The sequence below is a fragment of the Kitasatospora sp. NPDC034533 genome (genome assembly GCF_055575155.1).
In genome coordinates this window covers 14,872-31,002 of record NZ_JBVITE010000019.1, presented here as the reverse complement: position 1 = coordinate 31,002, position 16,131 = coordinate 14,872, and the positions used below count along the sequence as shown (strand labels likewise).

Here is a 16,131-nt window from a genome sequence, read left to right as displayed (position 1 = left end):
CTCCCCTCACGTGCCCTGCCCGGGGTCCCGGGCCGCCTCGTGCACCCGTGCACGATAGCCGCACCGCCGAACGGGTCCGCCGGGGGCGGAAGGTGGCGGTCGGGGGACCGGGCAGCGGTCCCCCGGCCGCCGGCTCGGGGGTGCGGCCCGCCCTGACTGCGGGAGGGCGGGCCGCACGTTTCCGGGGCCGGCCGGGCCGTCGGCGCGTCCGGGGGTGCGCCTGGCGGTCCGGCCGGAGCCGGCCGGGCGGGCGGAGGGCACAGGGGAGCCGACCGCCACCCGGGGTCTTCGGGTGGTACTGCGCCCCGCCGGTCCGGTCGGCCCTGCGGGGGTACTGCGGGTGGTGCGGGTACTGCCGGTGGTGCGGTTCCGGGTGGGCGGCGAGCCCGGGGGGAGTCGCTCGCCGCCCACCCGGAAGTTCCTTGGGGTGCCTCCCGGGCTACTGCCGGTCCTCGGTCCGGTCCGGGCGGCCGTCCTGCGAGGTGGCGGGGCTCGCCGGTAGGGGCGGGGCGGTCACCCCGCCCTTCCCGGGTCTGTTGCCGTTGCCGCCGCCGTTGGCGTTGTTGCCCCCGTTGGCGTTGTTGCCACCGTTGCCGTTGCCGCCGCCGTTCGGCCTGCCGTTGCCGTTGCCGTTGCCGCCGCCGTTGGCATTGCCGTTGCCGTTGGCATTGCCGTTGCCGTTGGCATTGCCGTTCCCGTTCCCCCACCCGGCTCCGCGCGACGGGGTGGCGGTGCGCTCCTCGCGGAGCGCCGTCGCGCAGTAGTCCGCCACCCGGTCCCCGCCGCCGGCCGCCGCGACCAGCGGGCCGTACAGCGGCTCGCCGACCAGCCGGCCCGGCCGCTCGCCCTTGGCCGTACGGTCGGCGAAACCGGCGCAGAGGCCGGCCAGCGCGGACGGGACGGCCGGAGCGGTGTTCCCGCCCGCCGAGGGGGTGCCGGGCGTCGCGGGGTCGGACGGGACGACCGCCGGCGCCCCGGCGGAGGCACTGCCGGAGGGCCGGGCGGAGCCGGACGCCACGGCACCGAACGGGGCCGCGCCGGTGGACGGCCCGGTGGCCGACGCACCCGGCGCGGAGCCGGCCGACGCGGGCCCTTCCACGGGCAGGCGGTCCGGAGCAGTCGGACCGCCGCCCAGCGCGGACGGCAGGTTGCCGGTTCCGGCGGCGACCGCGACCCCGCACAGCGCGGTGGCGCCGAGCACGGCGGCAGTGGCCTTCGTGCTGAAGGCCCTGGCCAGCGCGGCGGTCGCCATCGATCGTCTCCGGACGGGGGTCGCTATCGGGTCGGACGCGAGACGGGCCTCCCGGAACGCGGCCAGGGCGGCCTCCTCCCCGGCCAGTTCACCGGCCGTCGCGGGGGCGGCGGCCGCGGCGAGCACCCGGGCGAGCTGCCCGGGACCGCCGTCCGGTCCGGTGAGCGAGGCGTCCTGACCGGCCGACGGGCCGCCCACGGCACCACCGAGCAGCTGCTCGGCGGCATCACGGTCGATCCGACGGGATCGGTTGGTGCTCATCTCATGTCCTTCAGCGTCGCGGCCCGGCGTTCTGTCACACCCTGCGGAGAACTTTTTTTCGCGGGTGTCCCGGCGGATGTCCCGGCGCCTCGCCCCGCGGGCTGTCCGGCGGCCGTCCCGGGCGGGCCGGCGGCGTCCCGGCCACCCGTCCGGGACGCCGGGACGCCGCCCGCGGCGAGCGGCTCGACCAGCTTGGCCAGCCGCCGCAGCCCCCGGTGGGCGGCCATCCGGACGGTGCCGGCCCGCTTGCCGAGCACCCGGGCGGCGGTCTCCGCGTCCAGCTCCATGACCACCCGCAGCAGCACCGCCTCGGCCTGGTCGCGCGGCAGCCGGGAGATCAGCGCCAGCGCGTCGGCGGTGCCGACCGCCGTCAGCGCGGACCGCGCCGTGTCGTCCCCGGCCGCCAGCTCGACCAGCTGCTCGAAGGGGAGGCCGCCGACCGGACGGCGGCGCCGGGCGCGCAGGTGGTCCAGGGCCCGGTGGCGCGCGATGGTGGCGGCCCAGCCCCGGAAGCCGTCCCCGTCGCCGGAGAATCCGCGCAGGTCCCGGGCGATCTGCAACCAGGTCTCGGAGGCGATGTCCTCCGCGTCCTGGGCGTCCTCCGGCCGGCCGCCGACCAGCACCCGCAGGTAGCGCAGCAGACCGGGCTGGACGGTCCGGAACAGCAGCCGGAACGCCTCCTCGTCCCCGCCCTGCGCGGCACGGACCGCCTCGGTCAGGTCGGGGGGAGCGGGGGCGGGGTCCGAGTCCGGTGGCGGGCCGGCGGGAGGTACTGGTCCGGACCGGCCGACGGGCCCGTCGGTGCCCGCTCCGGGGCGCTCTGCACTCTGCACCTGCCACATGATGCGCCATCGACTCCGACAGCCCGGCCCCGGCCGAACGACCGGCCCGGGCGGGGCCAAGGTCCCGGGGACCGCTGCCGTTCGCCCACATCCGGAACGGATTGTTCCGGATTACGTTGTCGGTGAACGAAGCAACCGGGACCGCCAACGCGTCCGGCCCCCGTTCCCCCTCTCACCCGAGGCGCCCCCACGAGCCGTACGGGCCCCGGCGGCGCGCCCGCCCGGACCGGCCGGGTCCACGGCGCCGAAGCCTCCACCACCGGCAGGGCCGGGGCCTCCACCACCAGCAGGGAAGACCAGCAGGGAAGACCGCGATGACCACTGCCCACGAGCTCCACGCGGAGGGCCTGCGCGAGCACCTCGCACCCGCCCTGCGCGCCCTGGGCCTCACCGGGTGGCGCCGGACCTTCAGCCTGCCGGACCCGACCCACTGGCTGCTGCTCGGCGTGGTCGAGCGCCCCGCCGGCGACCGGGTGCCGTTCACCTTCGACCTCAGCGTGGTCCGCCGTACCGACTGGACCCTCGCCGCCCTCCCCGGCCACCGGCCCGACCCGCGCACCCGCTACGGCATCGAGGCCTGGCGGGCCCGGATCGGCGAGGTGCTGCCGGTCGGCGAGGACGTCTGGTGGGAGGTGCTGCCCGGACCGCGCTGGCGGCTCCCGCTGGACGACGCCGTCGCCGCCGTCCGCCACTACGGCCTGCCGGAGCTGCGGCGCCGGGCCGAGGCGGACCTCGCCCCCACCGGCGAGACCTACCTCTCCCCCGCCGAGCTGGAGCCGGTCAACGCGGCGCTGCTGACCGCCGCGGTGGCCCGGGTGCAGCGCGCCGAGCTGGCCGACAAGGCGCTGGTGCTGACCGGCGCCTGGACCCGGGGCGACGGCGTCGCCCGGACCGTCCTGGCCGGGGTCGCCCAGGGCTTCCTGTCGGCCGGGGACGAGCGGTTCCGCACCGTCCGCTGCCTGGACACGTTGGGCCGCGAGCTGTGGGCCTTCCCCGCCACCGACTAGAGAACCGCAGGTGGGAGGCGGTGTCATGGCGCGCACCATGACACCTGTCACGCGGATGAGGCAACGGACGGCACTGCTCTGACGGAGGGCCGGACGGAGAGACTGGCGGCACGACGCGGGCAGCGGCCCGCGGCAGCCAGCCGGGGAGGAACCCACCGTGAGCCAGACCGTCAGCGCCGTCGTCACCAGCACCGCCGCCACCGCGCTCGCCGTTCCCGTCGCCGCCCGGGCCGCCACCTCCGCCGTCGCCCCGGCCGCCGCCCGCGCCGAGGCGCCCAACCCGCTGGTCGCCGGGCTCCGCCCGCTCGCCCTCGACGTCGCCGCCCCGCTGGCCGGCTACTACCTGTTGCACTCGGCCTGCGGCCTGAGCGAGTTCGCCGCGCTGGCCTGGAGCAGCGCCTTCCCCGCCGCCCGGACCGTCCTCGGCCTGCTGGGCGAGCGCCGGCTCAACCCGTGGGCCGCCCTGATGCTGGCCGTCAACCTGGCGGGCCTGGCGCTGACCTTCGTCACCGGTGACGCCCGGCTGATGATCGCCAAGGACGGCGGGCTGAGCGGCACGGTGGCGCTGGCGATCCTGGCCTCCGCGCTGATCGGCCGGCCCGTGATGACCCCGGTGCTGATGCCCTTCGTGACCAAGGGCAAGGCCGACCGCGCCGCCGCCTGGCAGCGGCTGGTGGAGGGCCGGGCGGCCGGGTCGCGGGCCTTCCGCCGTCACGAGCGCCTGTTCTCCGGCATCTGGGGCACCGCCCTGCTGGCCGAGTGCGCGGCCCGGGTGGCCGGTGCCTTCACCCTGCCGGTGTCGACCATGGCCTGGCTGTCCACCGTGTTCCTGGTCGGCGCGATCGTGGCCGGCTCGATGCTCGGCCAGCTCGCGGTCGAGCCGATGGAGGAACTGGTCCGCAGCGAGGCCGGGGCCCCGGCCGCCGCCTGAGACCGGCCCGCCGCCCGCTGAACAGCGGGCGCCATGGAATCGAACAGCAAGGAACCATCCCGACCTCCGGGGAGTCGTTGATAACGAGGGGGTAACGGGACCCCCGCCAGGAAACGGGGAGCCCATGAACCGGACGACGCACGCGCCGAGCAGTACCGAGGACCGCACTCTCGTCTGGGACGGCTGCCTGAACGTCCGCGACCTGGGCGGACTGCCCACCGCCTCCGGCCGGCCCACCGCCCACCGGGCGATCGTCCGGGCGGACAACCTGGACCGCCTCACCGCCGAGGGCTGGGACGCCCTCCTCGACCACGGCGTCCGCACCGTGGTCGACCTGCGCGACGCCGGGGAGTACCGGCCGCTCCTCCCGCTCCCCGAGGACGTCGACCTGGTCCGCGTCCCGCTGGACGAACTGGCCGGCCCCGCCTGGTGGCAGGCCCACGGCCGGCTGGACGGCACCCCGCTCGCCTTCCGCCCCTACCTGGACCAGTGCCCGCACGCCGCCGCCGCGCTGGTCTCCGCGATCGCCGACGCCCGCCCCGGCGGCGTGGTCGTGCACTGCGGCGCCGGCCGCGACCGCACCGGCCTGGCCGCCCTGCTGCTGCTCGCCCTGGCCGGGGTCGACCGGGCCGCGATCGCCGAGGACTACCTGCTGAGCGCCCCCAACATCCGCCCGCTGTACGGGATGCTCGGCCTGCCGGACCCGTACCGCCGGATCGACGCGGTGCTGGCCGAGGCCGGGACCACCGCCGAAGCCGCCCTGGCGACCGCCCTCGACGGGCTCGACCCGGTCGGCTACCTGCTCGCGGCGGGGGTGACGCCCGAGCGGATCGCCGCCGTCCGGGAGCGACTGCTGCCCGCCGCGTAGCGCGGCCGGATTCCCCCGTGATCATCGTCAACCGATGGTTGACGATCCTCGGATCGACAACCTACGGTTGACGCATGGAGAATCCCGTTGTTCCCAACAGCACTCCGCTGCGCCTCGACGACCTGATCGCCGCGATCAAGAAGGTCCACACCGACGCGCTCGACCAGCTTTCCGACGCGGTCATCGCCGCCGACCACCTCGGCGAACTCGCCGACCACCTCATCGGCCACTTCGTCGACCAGGCCCGCCGCTCCGGCGCCTCCTGGACCGACATCGGCCGCAGCATGGGCGTCAGCAAGCAGGCCGCCCAGAAGCGCTTCGTCCCCAAGGACCCGGGCGCCCCCGACGACCTCGACCCCAGCCAGGGCTTCAGCCGGTTCACGCCCCGGGCCCGCAAGGTCGTGGTGGCCTCGCAGGAGGAGGCCCGCAGGGCCGGCAACACCGAGATCACCACGGCGCACCTGCTGCTCGGCCTGCTCTCCGAGCCCGAGGGCATCGGCGCGAAGGCGCTCGCCGCCCAGGGCGTCACCCCGGAGGCCCTGCGGGCGGTGGCCACCGCCACCCTGCCGGCCGCCGCCGACGCGCTGCCCGCGCTGATCCCGTTCGACGCCGAGAGCAAGAAGGCGCTGGAGCTGACCTTCCGGGAGGCGCTCAAGCTCGGGCACAACTACGTCGGCACCGAGCACCTCCTGCTCGCGCTGCTGGAACTGGAGAACGGCCAGGGCGTGCTGGCCGGACTGAAGGTGGACAAGGCCGAGGCGGAGACCTTCGTCGCGGAGGCGATCGCCGCCATCATCGCCGCCCGGAACGAGGAGTCCGAGCAGCCGCCGCAGTGACCCGACCGGCGCGCCCGGCCCCGGACGCGGCTCCCGTCCGGGGCCGGGCACGACTGCCTTCCGGGGCCGGGCCGTTGCGCCTAAAAACCGGGGACGTGGGTGCTGACGATCCGGACCCGGCCGTCCACCGCCGCCTCCAGGGCCGCGCGCAGCCGGGCCGAACGGGCCGGGCCGAGGAGCTCCAGGGCCTCCTCGACCGGCGCCCACCGGAAATCGTCCAGTTCGCCGGCCGGGACGGTCACGGGGGTGCCGTCCGGGACGGTGCCGAAGTCGAACACGAAGTGCTGGGCCGGGTGGTCGAGTTCGGCCGAGGCGTGGGTCCAGGAGATGGCCAGCAGCTCGCCGGCCTCCCGGACGAGGCCGGTCTCCTCCTCCAGCTCCCGCACGGCGCACTCGACCGGGCCCTCGCCGAGGTCGATCGTGCCGCCCGGGAACTGCCAGTGCTCGCGGTAGCCGGCCTTCACGATCAGGATCCGGCCGGACTCGTCCCGCAGCAGGCAGCCCGCCGCCGCGTAGATCCGGGGCAGGGACGCCAGCCATTCCTCGCGGGACTTCAAGGGCTCAGCCGTCACGGTGCTCCTCCTGGGGCGGGGTGGGGTGCGGTCGGGCCCCACTCTGCCACCACGTCCGGTCGTGGCCTGACCGATGAGTCCGGGCCGCTCCGGCGGTCCTATCCGGCATGGACACCAAGGAGAGCACACCGGGCAGTCCCGTACTGACCTGCGACCTGGGCGCGTTGACCGCCCCCGACCTGGCCGTCGTCGACGCGCTCGCCCGGCTGCGGCTGGCCGCCGCCCGGCACGGGGTGGCCGTGGTGCTGCTGAACACCGGCGGGCCGCTGCGCGAACTGCTGGGGTTCAGCGGCCTCGCGGAGCTATTCGGCGCCGGCGCCGGCGGCGGCGCCCGGCCCGACACCGGGGCCGACGCCGGACTCGGCGGCGGGCTCGGCGGCGGGCTCGGCCTCCAGCCGGGGTGGGAGACCGAAGAGCGGAAAGAGCACGTCGGTGTCCAGGAAGTGGGTGAACCCGGTGATCCGGCCCTCTGACACCTCCAGCACGACCAGCGACCACGGCTCGTGCCCGCCCGCCGGGCTCGGCCGGTACTGGGCGAAGGCCCGGCCCCCGTTGGCCGCCACCGGCAGCAGCCGGGACCCGCGGCAGCCGATCCCCGGGCCGAGCATCCAGTCGCGGATCTCGCCCTGCCCGCGCAGCCACATCGCGAACGGCGGCATGTTGAGCGTGACGTCCTCGTGCAGCAGCGCGGCGAGACCGTCCATGTCGTACGCCTCGAAGGCGCGGACGTAGCGGTCCAGCAGCGCCCGGTGCTCCGCGTCCAGGGCGGGGGCCGGCCGGGCGGCCGGGGTGTCGGCGGCGAGCACCGCCCGGGCCCGCTGGAGCGCGCTGTTGACCGAGGCCACCGTGACGCCGAGCAGTTCGGCCACCTCGGCGGCCTTCCAGCCGAGCACCTCGCGCAGGATCAGCACCGCCCGCTGCCGGGGCGCGAGGCGCTGGAGCACCGCGACGAAGGCCAGCTTCACCGAATCGCGCTGGGCGGCCACCTCGGCCGGGTCCCCCGTCTCGGGCAGCACCCGGCCGTCCGGCGCCGGGCCGATCCACGTCACCTCGGGCAGCTGGGTGCCGTGGGCGGTGGCCACCGTGACCGGATCGGCCAGGTCCATCGGACGGGCCCGGCCGTTACGGCCGTTCAGCGCGTCCAGACAGACGTTGGTGGCTATCCGGTACAGCCACGAGCGCAGCGCGGCGCGCCCCTCGAAGCCCCGGTGCCCGCGCCAGGCGCGGACCATCGTCTCCTGCACCGCGTCCTCGGCCTCGAAGACCGAGCCGAGCATGCGGTAGCAGTAGCCCGTCAACTCGGTGCGGTACCGCTCCAGCTGGAGCTCGACCGGCTCCTCCGTGATCACGTCGGCCATGTGCCCGTCCCCGCCGTCCTGCCGTGCCCTGCTGAACGGGACCGAACGTAACGCACGCCTCTGACAATCGCCCGTCGAGCCCGGACCCGCCCGCCGGGACCGGGAGGACCCGCTACCCGCCGTACACCTGGCCGGAGCCGAAGCCGGTGGTCACCAGCTTCCACAGGGTGGGGAACTCCTCGCCGGTGATGCCGGTCGGGTTGAGCCCGACGACCACGCTGCGGGAGAAGTCGCGGGTGGCGAAGACGCCGGTGGTGTAGCCGGGCCGGGAGCCGTTCTTGCCCCAGACCTCGGTGCCGTTGGGCAGGACGGTGCGCAGCAGGCCGGCGGTGCTGTAGCAGGCGTGCCCGGCGGTCGGGCCGATCTCGCAGTTCTTGTTGTGGTCGTTCGGCAGGTTCGGGACGGCGAACACCTCGGCCTGCTGGGCGGGCGGCAGCAGCCGGCCGCGGTAGAGCGCGTCGAAGAAGCGCTCCAGGTCGGCGGCGGAGGAGACCATGCCGCCCTCGGCCCACGGGTAAGGGCTCTGCTCGGTGACGTCCACCCGCGACGTGCTGCCGTCGGGGTTGCGGACGTCCACGTAGCCGGTCGCGTGCGGCCCTCGGATGGTGAGGTCGTCGGCGGCCGGGACGTAGGTGGCGCGCAGGCCGAGCGGCCCGGTGATGCGCCGCCGCACCTGGTCCGCGTAGTCGTCGCCGGTGACCTTCTCGATCACCAGCGCCGCGACGAAGTAGCCGTTGCCGTTGTACTGCTGGGCGGCGCCGGGCTCGAAGCTCCTCGGCTGGGTGAGCATGTCCGCCACCACCTCCTCCGGGCTGAAGTAGGCCGCCTTGTGCGCGGCGAACCAGGCCGTGCTGCCGTCCCCCGAGGTCATGCCGCCGCCTCCGGGCAGGCCACTGGTGTGGTTGAGCAACTGCCGTACGGTGACCGGCGGGTAGTCCTTCGGGAGCAGATCCGGCAGGTACCGCTGGACGGTGCCGTCCAGGTCGACCTTGCCCTCGGCGGCGAGCTGGAGCATCACCGTGGCGGTGAACACCTTGGTGACGCTGCCGATCCGGAACCGGGCGTCCGCCGGCACGTCCTCCCCCGAGGTGCCCCGCCACCGGGCGTCCGGACCGCCCACCCGGACCAGCGCGCCGGTGACGCCGGCGGGCAGCGAGTGGAGCGTTCCGGCGAGCGCTCCCCGGTCCAGTGGGCCGGGCCGGGCGGGCGCGGCGGGCGCGGAGAACGTGGCGGCCGTGTCGGGCGCGGAGGCCGTGACGGCGGCGGCCGGGGAGCCACCCGCTGCCAGGGCCGGGGTCGCGACGCCGACGGTGGCGGCGACGAGCAGCGCGCCGGCTGCCGCGAGAGTGGACCAACGTCCGGTACGGGTAAGGGCGTTCATGTCGGCTCTCTCCAATGGCGGCTCGCCCGGCGGGAATCGGCCCGCCCTGGTCGGCGGACGGCCCCGCCGGTCGGCGGTGGCTCTGACGGGAGAGAGTCTTCGGGACGGCGCCACGCCCCGGCATCCGGGAGCGCCCCCGAACCACCCCGGAGAACGCCCCTGAGAACGCCCCCGACGGAGCGTCAGGGGCGTTCCGGGAAGCGGGTTCGGTGGACGGGTCAGTGGGCGGAGTGCTTCTCCGCGCCCCGGTGCCGGTGCCCCTTGAGTTCGGCGTGCATCGCCGGGACCGCGTGCACCGTCGCACCCGGCGCGTCCCGTCCGCCGTGCCGGAAGGCCCCGGCTGCGGCAGACCCGGCGGCGGCAGACCCGGCGGTGGCGGACCCGGCGGTGGCGGAGGACAGCCTGCCGGCGCTCGGCACCGGCGCGAGCCGGGTCGGCGGGCTCGCCATGCCCCGGCGTTCCAGCAGCTCCTGGGCGCCCTGGCGGAGCTTGGTGGTGCCGCCGGGCGTTCGCGTGGTCATCGTCGGCCTCCCTTCGTCGGCCACCGGCCGGACGGGGCCGGCCGGAGGGACCGTACGGGCGTTATGTCCGGATTTTATCCGGGCCGTGGGCCCGCGCCACCGGGGAAGCCGCCCGCGCCGACTCGGCCGGCACCGGCCGGGGGGACCTCAGCCCATGACCTCGTGGACGAAGCACCAGCGCCAGTCCTCCCCCGGCTCGTACGAGCGGATCACCGGGTGGGAGGTGTCGTGGAAGTGCGCGGTGGCGTGCCGCTGTGGCGAGAAGTCACAGCAGCCGATGTGGCCGCAGTCCAGGCAGATCCGCAGGTGCACCCAGTCCCGGCGGCCCTGCGCCAGGCAGTCGGCGCAACCGTCGGTCGGCGGGCGGGGCTCGATCTGCTGAGGGGCCAGAGCGAGGTCTTCGCAGGCGCTCATACCTGAAAGGCTATGCCGCCCCGGCGCGCAGCGCCCGCTCAGCGCCTCCCGCCCGGGCACCCGCCCCCCGAAGCCGCCCCGGCACCCCGGTCTCCCCGCTCCTCACCGGCATCCCCGCTCCCCGCCCAGGGGTGACATGGGAGCATGCCACCCGTGGCGATCGTGGCGGGGAGAACGAACGGCGACACCGGCGGCAACGGCGACACCGGCGGTGCGTCCGCACGCCGGGTGCGCGGGTCGGGCACGCGGGACGGCGGCGCGAGGGCGCGCGACGGCGGGGCGGGGACACGGAACGGCGACGCCGGGGCGGCCGGCGGAAACGGCCCGGGCACGGCCGCCGCCCGGATACCCGGGCAGGCCACGGGCACCAGCCGGTTCCGGGCCCGGCCGCTGCCCATCGGCGAGCGGGTCCGACAGCCCGTCGCCCTGATCCGGCTGCTCGGCGGCCTGTTCGCCATCGCCCTCACCCTGCTGCTCGCCGACTACGCCCGCGCCACCACCGGCGGCATCGCGGCCGACGTCGCCGTGGCGGCCACGATGGTGCCGCGCCCGCTGGCGAGCCTGGCCGGCGGGCTCACCACGGCCGCCGTCCTGCTGCTGCCGGTCGGCCTCGCCGTCCGCCGTCTGCTGGGCCCGGACCGGCGACGGGCCCTCCAGCAGGTCTCCGACGGACTGCTCGCCGCCGTCCTCGCGTACGGTGCCACCCTCGGCCTGGACCTGTGGGCCGACAACCTCGCCCCGGTCTCGCTGCTCCCCGCACTCACCCAGCCGCTGCCCGGCAACGTGCTCGGGCACACCGAGCCCGTCTACGGCTACCTCGCGCCGGTCCTCGCCTTCATGACCGCCTCCGGCAGCCGCGAACGCCGCCTGCCCTGGACCGTCCTCGCCCTCTCCGGCCTCGCCGGACTCACCGGCGGGTACGCCACCCCCACCGCGCTGCTGCTCGGGCTGCTGATCGGCTGGACCGGCGCCCACGGCACCCTGTACGCGGTCGGCACCCCCGACCCCTGCCCCCGGCCCGGCGAGATCCTGCGCGCCCTGCGTGACAGCGGCCTGCGCCCGGTCGAGGCCCAGCCGGCCGGCCCCGACCGCTACCGGGTCCGGCAGGCCGACGGACTCCCCGACCTCGACGTCCAGCTCCTCGACCGGCAGGCCGTCACCGCCGCCGCCGTCCAGCGCGCCTGGCGCCGGCTGCGCCTGCGCACCGCCCCCGACCCGCGTGCCCTGCGCTCCCCGCGCACCGGGCTGGAGCACGAGGCCCTGGTCACCTACGCGGCGCTCGCGGCCGGCGTCCGCACCCGCCGCATCGCCGCCACCGCCGGCATCGGCCAGGACACCGCCCTCATCGCGTACGAGCGGCTGGCCGGACGCACCCTGGACGAACTCGCCGACGAGGAGGTCACCGACGAACTGCTCACCGACGCCTGGCGGCAGCTCGTCCTGCTCCAGCGCCGCGAGATCGCCCACCGCGCCCTCGTCCCCTCCTCCCTGCTGATCGACGACTCGGGCGCGGTCCACCTGGTCGACTTCGCCGACGGCGACATCGCGGCCACCGAACTCGTCCTGCGCTGCGACCTCGCCCAGCTCCTCACCACCCTCGCCCTGCGCGCCGGCGCCGCCCGCTCGGTGCGCACCGCCACCGCCGTCCTCGGCCCCGACCCGGTCGGCGCCGCCCTCCCCCTGCTCCAGCCCATCGCCCTCACCCACACCACCCGCCGCGCCCTCAAGCAGCACGCCAAGCAGACCGCTGCGGCGGCGGCCCCGCCGGACGGCGACGCCGCCCTCCCCCTCGCCCAGCGCACACCCCGACACCACCACGCCCAACAGACTCCCGCAGGTCCCGTGCGTGGCGGCGGGGCTGGGGACCGCGCCGGGGCCGTGGGCGGCGCGGAAAGTCCGGCCGCTGTCGCGGCCGAGGCCAGGGGTGAAGCCACGGTCGGCGGCGCGGCCGGGGGCGAAGCTCCCGAGCCAGGTGCTCCCGGCGGCCTGCTCGACGAGATCCGCGCCGAGGTGCTGCGCGCCCGGCCGCAGGTGGTGGGGCAGCCCGTGCGGCTGGAGCGGTTGCGGCCGCGGACGCTGCTGGTCGTGGCGGGCGGGATCATGGCCGGGTGGCTGCTGATCCCGCAGCTGTTCGCGGCGGAGGACAATCCGGTCGCCACCCTCGCGGACGCCGATCCCTGGTGGCTGCTGCTCGCGCTGGTCGCCGCGGCGAGCAGCCACGTCGCGGCGGCGATGGGCTTCGTCGGCTTCGTGCCGGAGCGGCTGGACTTCCGCAACGCGGTGCTGGCGCAGGTGGCCGGGTCGTTCGTGAAGCTGGTGTCGCCCGGCGGCGTCGGCGGGATCGCGCTGAACACCCGGCTGTTGCAGCGGGCCGGGATCCCCACCGCGCAGGCGCTGTCCAGCGTCGGGGTCGGCAACCTGATGGGCCTGGTGCTGCACCTGCTGCAACTCGGCGCCTTCGTCTACCTGATGGGCTTCGATCCGGGCGGCTCCGAGTTGGACGCGCTGCCCCTCGTGGTCGGCGGGCTGGCCACGGCGGTGGCGCTGCTGGCGGTGGTGTCGGCGGTCCCGGTGGCCCGGCGGTGGCTGGCGACCCGGCTGCGGCCGCTGACCGCCGAGGTGCTGCCCCGGCTGCTGGACCTGCTGCGCAGCCCGACCCGGCTGGCGGTGGGGGTGGCCGGGCAGCTGCTGGTGTCGATCTGCCTGATCGCCTGCCTGTACTGCTGTGTGCGGGCGATCGGCCGGGAGCCGTCCTTCGCCGCGGTCGCGGTGGTGTTCCTGGTGGGCAACGCGGTGGGCAGCGCGGCGCCGACCCCGGGCGGGGCCGGCGCCGTGGACGGCATGCTGGTCGGGCTCCTCAAGCAGACCGCGTCGATGGAGCAGGGCGGCGCGCTGGCCGCGGTGGCGCTGTACCGCCTGCTGACGCTGATCCTGCCCGTGCTGCCGGGCTGGGCGGCGATGGCCTGGCTGCAACGCCGCCGGGCCCTGTAGCCGCCCGGGCCCGGCTACTCCCGGTAGTCGTCCTGGTCGTGCCGGACCGGCCGGTTCTGCTCCACGACGTCCGCGATGTCGGTCGCCGGGTCCGCACCGACGGCCAGGCGTTCGGCCACCTCCTCGTTCGCGTCGCGCTCGGTCGGCTTCTCCCCGGGCTCCTCGGGCTCGACGGTCTCGACGGGCTCGGCGGTCTCGTCGGTCAGGTACTCCTCGTGCTGTTCCTGCGGCATGGCATCCGTCCCCGCTCCTCGGAGGCCTCACGGGCCTGGCTGGCAGTCCTGGCAGTACTGGCAGTATCCGCCGCCCGGTGCCCGGACGCGAGGTCCCGAGGCGCCGGGCGCAGCGCGGCGGCTGCGGCCCGACCGGCCGGATTGACCCATGAAACAGCCCTCTGAATGACCCATACGATGGGTGCATTCGGCTCCTAGGGTCGTAGCCATGACGACGAACGAGACCGCCGAAGCCACCGCCCGCCTCGACTACGCCCGCACCGCTCCCAAGGTGTTCCGCGCGATGATCGCCCTGGACGCCGCCGCCCGCGAGGGCCTGGACCCGGCCCTGGTCGAGCTGGTCCAGATGCGCACCTCCCAGCTGAACGGCTGCGCGTACTGCCTGGACATGCACGTCAAGGACGCCCGCAAGGCGGGCGAGACCGACGAGCGGATCTACCTGCTGCCGGTCTGGCCGGAGGCCCCGGCCGGGGTGTACAGCGAGCGCGAGCGGGCCGCCCTGGCGCTCGCCGAGGAGATCGCCCGGATCGGCGACGGCGTTCCGGACGCCGTGTACGCCCGGGCCGCCGCGCACTTCGCGGAGGCCGAGCTGGCGCAGCTGATCTCGGTCTGCTTCACCATCAACGCCTGGAACCGGATCAACGTGACCACCCGCAAGACCCCCGGCACCGCCTGACCGCTCCGCCCCACCGCACCGGCCCGGCCACACGGGCCCACCGCACCGGCCCGGCCACACGGCCCGACCACGCCGCCCACCGCCGGGCGTTCCGCGACAGCGGCCGGAACGCCCGGCGGGCGGCCGGGGGTACGATCGGTGCCGTACGAAGGGCTAACCCACACCCACCCGGTGGCCCCGAGGCCCATACGAACGACGGGGAAATCATGTCCGGCTCGCACTACTTCACCGGTGCACCCGAAGTCGCCAGCGACCGCCGGCCGATCACGGTCTCCCTGCCGGACCTCACCCTGGAACTGACCACCGACACCGGGGTGTTCTCCCGCAACCGGCTCGACCCGTGCACCCGGATCCTGCTGGAGCACGCCCCGCAGCCGCGGGTGCGCGGCCCGATCCTGGACATCGGCTGCGGCTACGGCCCGATCGCGCTGACCTGGGCGAGCCGCCGCAAGCGCCTCCCGGTCTGGGCGGTGGACGTCAACGAGCGGGCCCTGGAGCTGGTGCGGCTGAACGCCGAGGCGCTGGGGCTCGGCAACGTCCGGGCCGCCCTGCCCGACGACGTCCCCGAGGACGTCCGCTTCGCCACCATCTACTCCAACCCGCCGATCCGGATCGGCAAGGCCGCGCTGCGCCGCCTGCTCACGCACTGGCTCGACCGGCTGACCCCGGACGGCTCGGCGTTCCTGGTGGTGCAGAAGCACCTGGGTTCGGACTCGCTCCAGAAGTGGCTGAACGAGCAGGGCTACCCGACCACCCGGGTCACGTCGGTCAACGGGGTGCGGATCCTGGAAGCGCGGCCCCGCCCCGAGGCGGGCGAGGGCTCCGAGAGTGGACGAGGAACGACGACGTGAAGCAGCTGCGCCCGACCGAACTCAAGCGCCTGCACCGCTCGTGGCGGCGCAGCAACGAGTTCCGGCTCGCGATGATCCTGGAGAACCTCCAGTCCCCCTTCAACGTCGGCTCGGTGGTCCGCACCGGCGCGGCGATGGGCGCCGAGAAGCTGTACCTGACCGGGGACACGCCGTCGGTGCGCTCGTCCGGTGCCCAGAAGGCCGCGATGGGCACCGACAAGTACCTGAAGGTGGAGCACTTCCCGACCGTCGCCGAGGCGATCGCGGCGGCCAGGGCGGACGGCTTCAAGGTGGTCGGTCTGGAGCTGGCGGACGAGGCGGTGCCGATGTTCGCCGCCGAGCTGACCCCGGCGGTGGCCTTCGTGCTCGGGCACGAGGACCGCGGGGTCACCGCCGACGCCCTGGCGCTGTGCGACCAGGTGGTGTTCGTGCCGCAGCTGGGCCGGGTCGGCTCGCTGAACGTCTCGGCCGCCGCGACGGTGGCCTGCTACGAGGCGCGCCGGCAGGGGTACGCGATCAGCGGCACCCCGGACGGCGAGCTCGGCGCCGACCTCGGCGACGACGAGTAGCCGGAACGCGCGGAGCCGCGAGCCCGGGTCGTCGGTGGACGACCCGGGCTCGCGGCTCCGGCCGGCCCCGGGCGCGGTTCCCGGCTCAGCCCTTGAGGTCCGTCTCGCGGCCGTCGCGCAGCACCGCCGTCCCGGTCGGGACCTCGACCCGGTACTTCGTGGCGCAGTCCGCGAAACCGGTGCACCCCGCCCGGAGGTCCAGGACGCCGTTCTCCAGCGTCCAGGACTCCTTGGAGCTGCCGATCTTGCCGCTGGTGTCGAACCAGCGGGTGACCTTGACGTCCGTGCGGTCGGCCGCGACGAGGTCGGCGGGGGCTCCGTGCGACCTGACGTCCAGGCTCTTGCCCGTGAACTCGAAGGTCCTGTCCTCGGGCTCGGCGTCGTTGGCGTCGGCGCAACCCGCGAGCGGGACGAGGGCGGCCACCACGAGGGCGATCAGGGCGGGTGCGGTCTTCGGGCGGCGGTCCACCGGGTCCTCCTGGCGACTGGGACGGGCGGGCGCGCCGCGTCGGACGCGCCTCTCGGTCACGTCCGGAAGCCTCTCCGATCCGCGGCCGCCTGCCATCCG

Annotated in this window: 17 protein-coding genes; 8 read left to right on the top strand and 9 right to left on the bottom strand. The window is 75.6% G+C overall.

Annotated features, from left to right (window positions below; all coding sequences use genetic code 11):
• Positions 1-439: 439 nt before the first annotated feature.
• Both ACZ55U_RS16235 and ACZ55U_RS16230 read right to left on the bottom strand, forming a co-directional pair.
• Positions 440-1,513: a hypothetical protein gene (locus ACZ55U_RS16235; protein ID WP_465526762.1), complete on the bottom strand. Its 1,074-nt coding sequence runs from the start codon at positions 1,511-1,513 to the stop codon at positions 440-442.
• Positions 1,510-2,355, bottom strand: coding sequence for an RNA polymerase sigma factor (locus tag ACZ55U_RS16230; RefSeq protein ID WP_465526760.1), 846 nt, complete (start codon positions 2,353-2,355; stop codon positions 1,510-1,512). The genes ACZ55U_RS16235 and ACZ55U_RS16230 overlap by 4 nt, the downstream gene beginning before the upstream one ends.
• A gap of 314 nt (positions 2,356-2,669) precedes the next feature.
• Between ACZ55U_RS16230 and ACZ55U_RS16225 the strand changes: the two genes are divergently transcribed.
• The 4 genes from ACZ55U_RS16225 to ACZ55U_RS16210 all read left to right on the top strand — a co-directional run bounded on the left by ACZ55U_RS16225 (position 2,670) and on the right by ACZ55U_RS16210 (position 5,997).
• A complete protein-coding gene (locus ACZ55U_RS16225; RefSeq protein ID WP_465526758.1) occupies positions 2,670-3,362 on the top strand; it encodes a hypothetical protein in 693 nt (230 codons plus the stop codon).
• A gap of 157 nt (positions 3,363-3,519) precedes the next feature.
• A complete protein-coding gene (locus ACZ55U_RS16220) occupies positions 3,520-4,293 on the top strand; it encodes a VC0807 family protein (RefSeq protein ID WP_465526756.1) in 774 nt (257 codons plus the stop codon).
• A 124-nt stretch (positions 4,294-4,417) separates the two neighbouring features.
• On the top strand, positions 4,418-5,161 hold the full coding sequence (locus ACZ55U_RS16215; RefSeq protein WP_465526754.1) for a tyrosine-protein phosphatase: 744 nt from the start codon (positions 4,418-4,420) through the stop codon (positions 5,159-5,161).
• A 74-nt stretch (positions 5,162-5,235) separates the two neighbouring features.
• A complete protein-coding gene (locus tag ACZ55U_RS16210) occupies positions 5,236-5,997 on the top strand; it encodes a Clp protease N-terminal domain-containing protein (RefSeq protein ID WP_465526752.1) in 762 nt (253 codons plus the stop codon).
• Between the two features lie 80 nt (positions 5,998-6,077).
• Here ACZ55U_RS16210 and ACZ55U_RS16205 read toward each other — a convergent pair whose 3' ends face one another.
• From ACZ55U_RS16205 to ACZ55U_RS16185, 5 genes are all read right to left on the bottom strand, one after another.
• Positions 6,078-6,569 (bottom strand): NUDIX domain-containing protein, encoded by a 492-nt coding sequence (locus tag ACZ55U_RS16205; protein ID WP_465526750.1) that lies wholly within the window; start codon positions 6,567-6,569, stop codon positions 6,078-6,080.
• Positions 6,570-6,871: 302 nt separating this feature from the next.
• Positions 6,872-7,927, bottom strand: coding sequence for a sigma-70 family RNA polymerase sigma factor (locus ACZ55U_RS16200; RefSeq protein WP_465526748.1), 1,056 nt, complete (start codon positions 7,925-7,927; stop codon positions 6,872-6,874).
• Positions 7,928-8,039: 112 nt separating this feature from the next.
• Positions 8,040-9,308: a serine hydrolase domain-containing protein gene (locus ACZ55U_RS16195; protein WP_465526746.1), complete on the bottom strand. Its 1,269-nt coding sequence runs from the start codon at positions 9,306-9,308 to the stop codon at positions 8,040-8,042.
• 218 nt (positions 9,309-9,526) lie between these two features.
• Positions 9,527-9,829 carry a hypothetical protein gene (locus tag ACZ55U_RS16190; RefSeq protein ID WP_465526744.1) on the bottom strand — a complete coding sequence of 101 codons (303 nt, stop codon included), beginning with the start codon at positions 9,827-9,829 and terminating at the stop codon, positions 9,527-9,529.
• 147 nt (positions 9,830-9,976) lie between these two features.
• Positions 9,977-10,243, bottom strand: a complete 267-nt coding sequence (locus tag ACZ55U_RS16185) for a UBP-type zinc finger domain-containing protein (RefSeq protein ID WP_465526742.1) — start codon at positions 10,241-10,243, stop codon at positions 9,977-9,979.
• A 153-nt stretch (positions 10,244-10,396) separates the two neighbouring features.
• On the opposite strand from ACZ55U_RS16185, the gene ACZ55U_RS16180 reads away from it, so the two are divergent.
• A complete protein-coding gene (locus ACZ55U_RS16180; RefSeq protein WP_465526740.1) occupies positions 10,397-13,234 on the top strand; it encodes a lysylphosphatidylglycerol synthase transmembrane domain-containing protein in 2,838 nt (945 codons plus the stop codon).
• A 14-nt stretch (positions 13,235-13,248) separates the two neighbouring features.
• Here ACZ55U_RS16180 and ACZ55U_RS16175 read toward each other — a convergent pair whose 3' ends face one another.
• Complete coding sequence (locus ACZ55U_RS16175; RefSeq protein WP_465526738.1) at positions 13,249-13,467, bottom strand: hypothetical protein; 219 nt, start codon at positions 13,465-13,467, stop codon at positions 13,249-13,251.
• Between the two features lie 208 nt (positions 13,468-13,675).
• Here ACZ55U_RS16175 and ACZ55U_RS16170 point away from each other — a divergent pair, with 208 nt between their 5' ends.
• The 3 genes from ACZ55U_RS16170 to ACZ55U_RS16160 all read left to right on the top strand — a co-directional run bounded on the left by ACZ55U_RS16170 (position 13,676) and on the right by ACZ55U_RS16160 (position 15,563).
• Positions 13,676-14,143, top strand: a complete 468-nt coding sequence (locus ACZ55U_RS16170; RefSeq protein WP_465526736.1) for a carboxymuconolactone decarboxylase family protein — start codon at positions 13,676-13,678, stop codon at positions 14,141-14,143.
• 206 nt (positions 14,144-14,349) lie between these two features.
• Positions 14,350-14,994, top strand: coding sequence for a class I SAM-dependent methyltransferase (locus ACZ55U_RS16165; protein WP_465526734.1), 645 nt, complete (start codon positions 14,350-14,352; stop codon positions 14,992-14,994).
• Complete coding sequence (locus tag ACZ55U_RS16160; protein WP_465526732.1) at positions 14,991-15,563, top strand: TrmH family RNA methyltransferase; 573 nt, start codon at positions 14,991-14,993, stop codon at positions 15,561-15,563. Before ACZ55U_RS16165 ends, ACZ55U_RS16160 begins: the two co-directional genes overlap by 4 nt.
• Before the next feature lie 85 nt (positions 15,564-15,648).
• Here the strand turns inward: ACZ55U_RS16160 and ACZ55U_RS16155 are convergent, their stop codons facing one another.
• Complete coding sequence (locus ACZ55U_RS16155; RefSeq protein ID WP_465526730.1) at positions 15,649-16,032, bottom strand: hypothetical protein; 384 nt, start codon at positions 16,030-16,032, stop codon at positions 15,649-15,651.
• Positions 16,033-16,131: the final 99 nt, after the last annotated feature.

Excerpts from the sequence above, each read along its gene's own strand:
- ACZ55U_RS16235 (WP_465526762.1), bottom strand. The coding sequence starts at position 1,513 with ATGAGCACCAACCGATCCCGTCGGATCGACCGTGATGCCGCCGAGCAG.
- ACZ55U_RS16230 (WP_465526760.1), bottom strand. The coding sequence starts at position 2,355 with ATGTGGCAGGTGCAGAGTGCAGAGCGCCCCGGAGCGGGCACCGACGGG.
- ACZ55U_RS16225 (WP_465526758.1), top strand. The coding sequence starts at position 2,670 with ATGACCACTGCCCACGAGCTCCACGCGGAGGGCCTGCGCGAGCACCTC.
- ACZ55U_RS16215 (WP_465526754.1), top strand. The coding sequence starts at position 4,418 with ATGAACCGGACGACGCACGCGCCGAGCAGTACCGAGGACCGCACTCTC.
- ACZ55U_RS16210 (WP_465526752.1), top strand. The coding sequence starts at position 5,236 with ATGGAGAATCCCGTTGTTCCCAACAGCACTCCGCTGCGCCTCGACGAC.
- ACZ55U_RS16200 (WP_465526748.1), bottom strand. The coding sequence starts at position 7,927 with ATGGCCGACGTGATCACGGAGGAGCCGGTCGAGCTCCAGCTGGAGCGG.
- ACZ55U_RS16195 (WP_465526746.1), bottom strand. The coding sequence starts at position 9,308 with ATGAACGCCCTTACCCGTACCGGACGTTGGTCCACTCTCGCGGCAGCC.
- ACZ55U_RS16190 (WP_465526744.1), bottom strand. The coding sequence starts at position 9,829 with ATGACCACGCGAACGCCCGGCGGCACCACCAAGCTCCGCCAGGGCGCC.
- ACZ55U_RS16185 (WP_465526742.1), bottom strand. The coding sequence starts at position 10,243 with ATGAGCGCCTGCGAAGACCTCGCTCTGGCCCCTCAGCAGATCGAGCCC.
- ACZ55U_RS16175 (WP_465526738.1), bottom strand. The coding sequence starts at position 13,467 with ATGCCGCAGGAACAGCACGAGGAGTACCTGACCGACGAGACCGCCGAG.
- ACZ55U_RS16170 (WP_465526736.1), top strand. The coding sequence starts at position 13,676 with ATGACGACGAACGAGACCGCCGAAGCCACCGCCCGCCTCGACTACGCC.
- ACZ55U_RS16165 (WP_465526734.1), top strand. The coding sequence starts at position 14,350 with ATGTCCGGCTCGCACTACTTCACCGGTGCACCCGAAGTCGCCAGCGAC.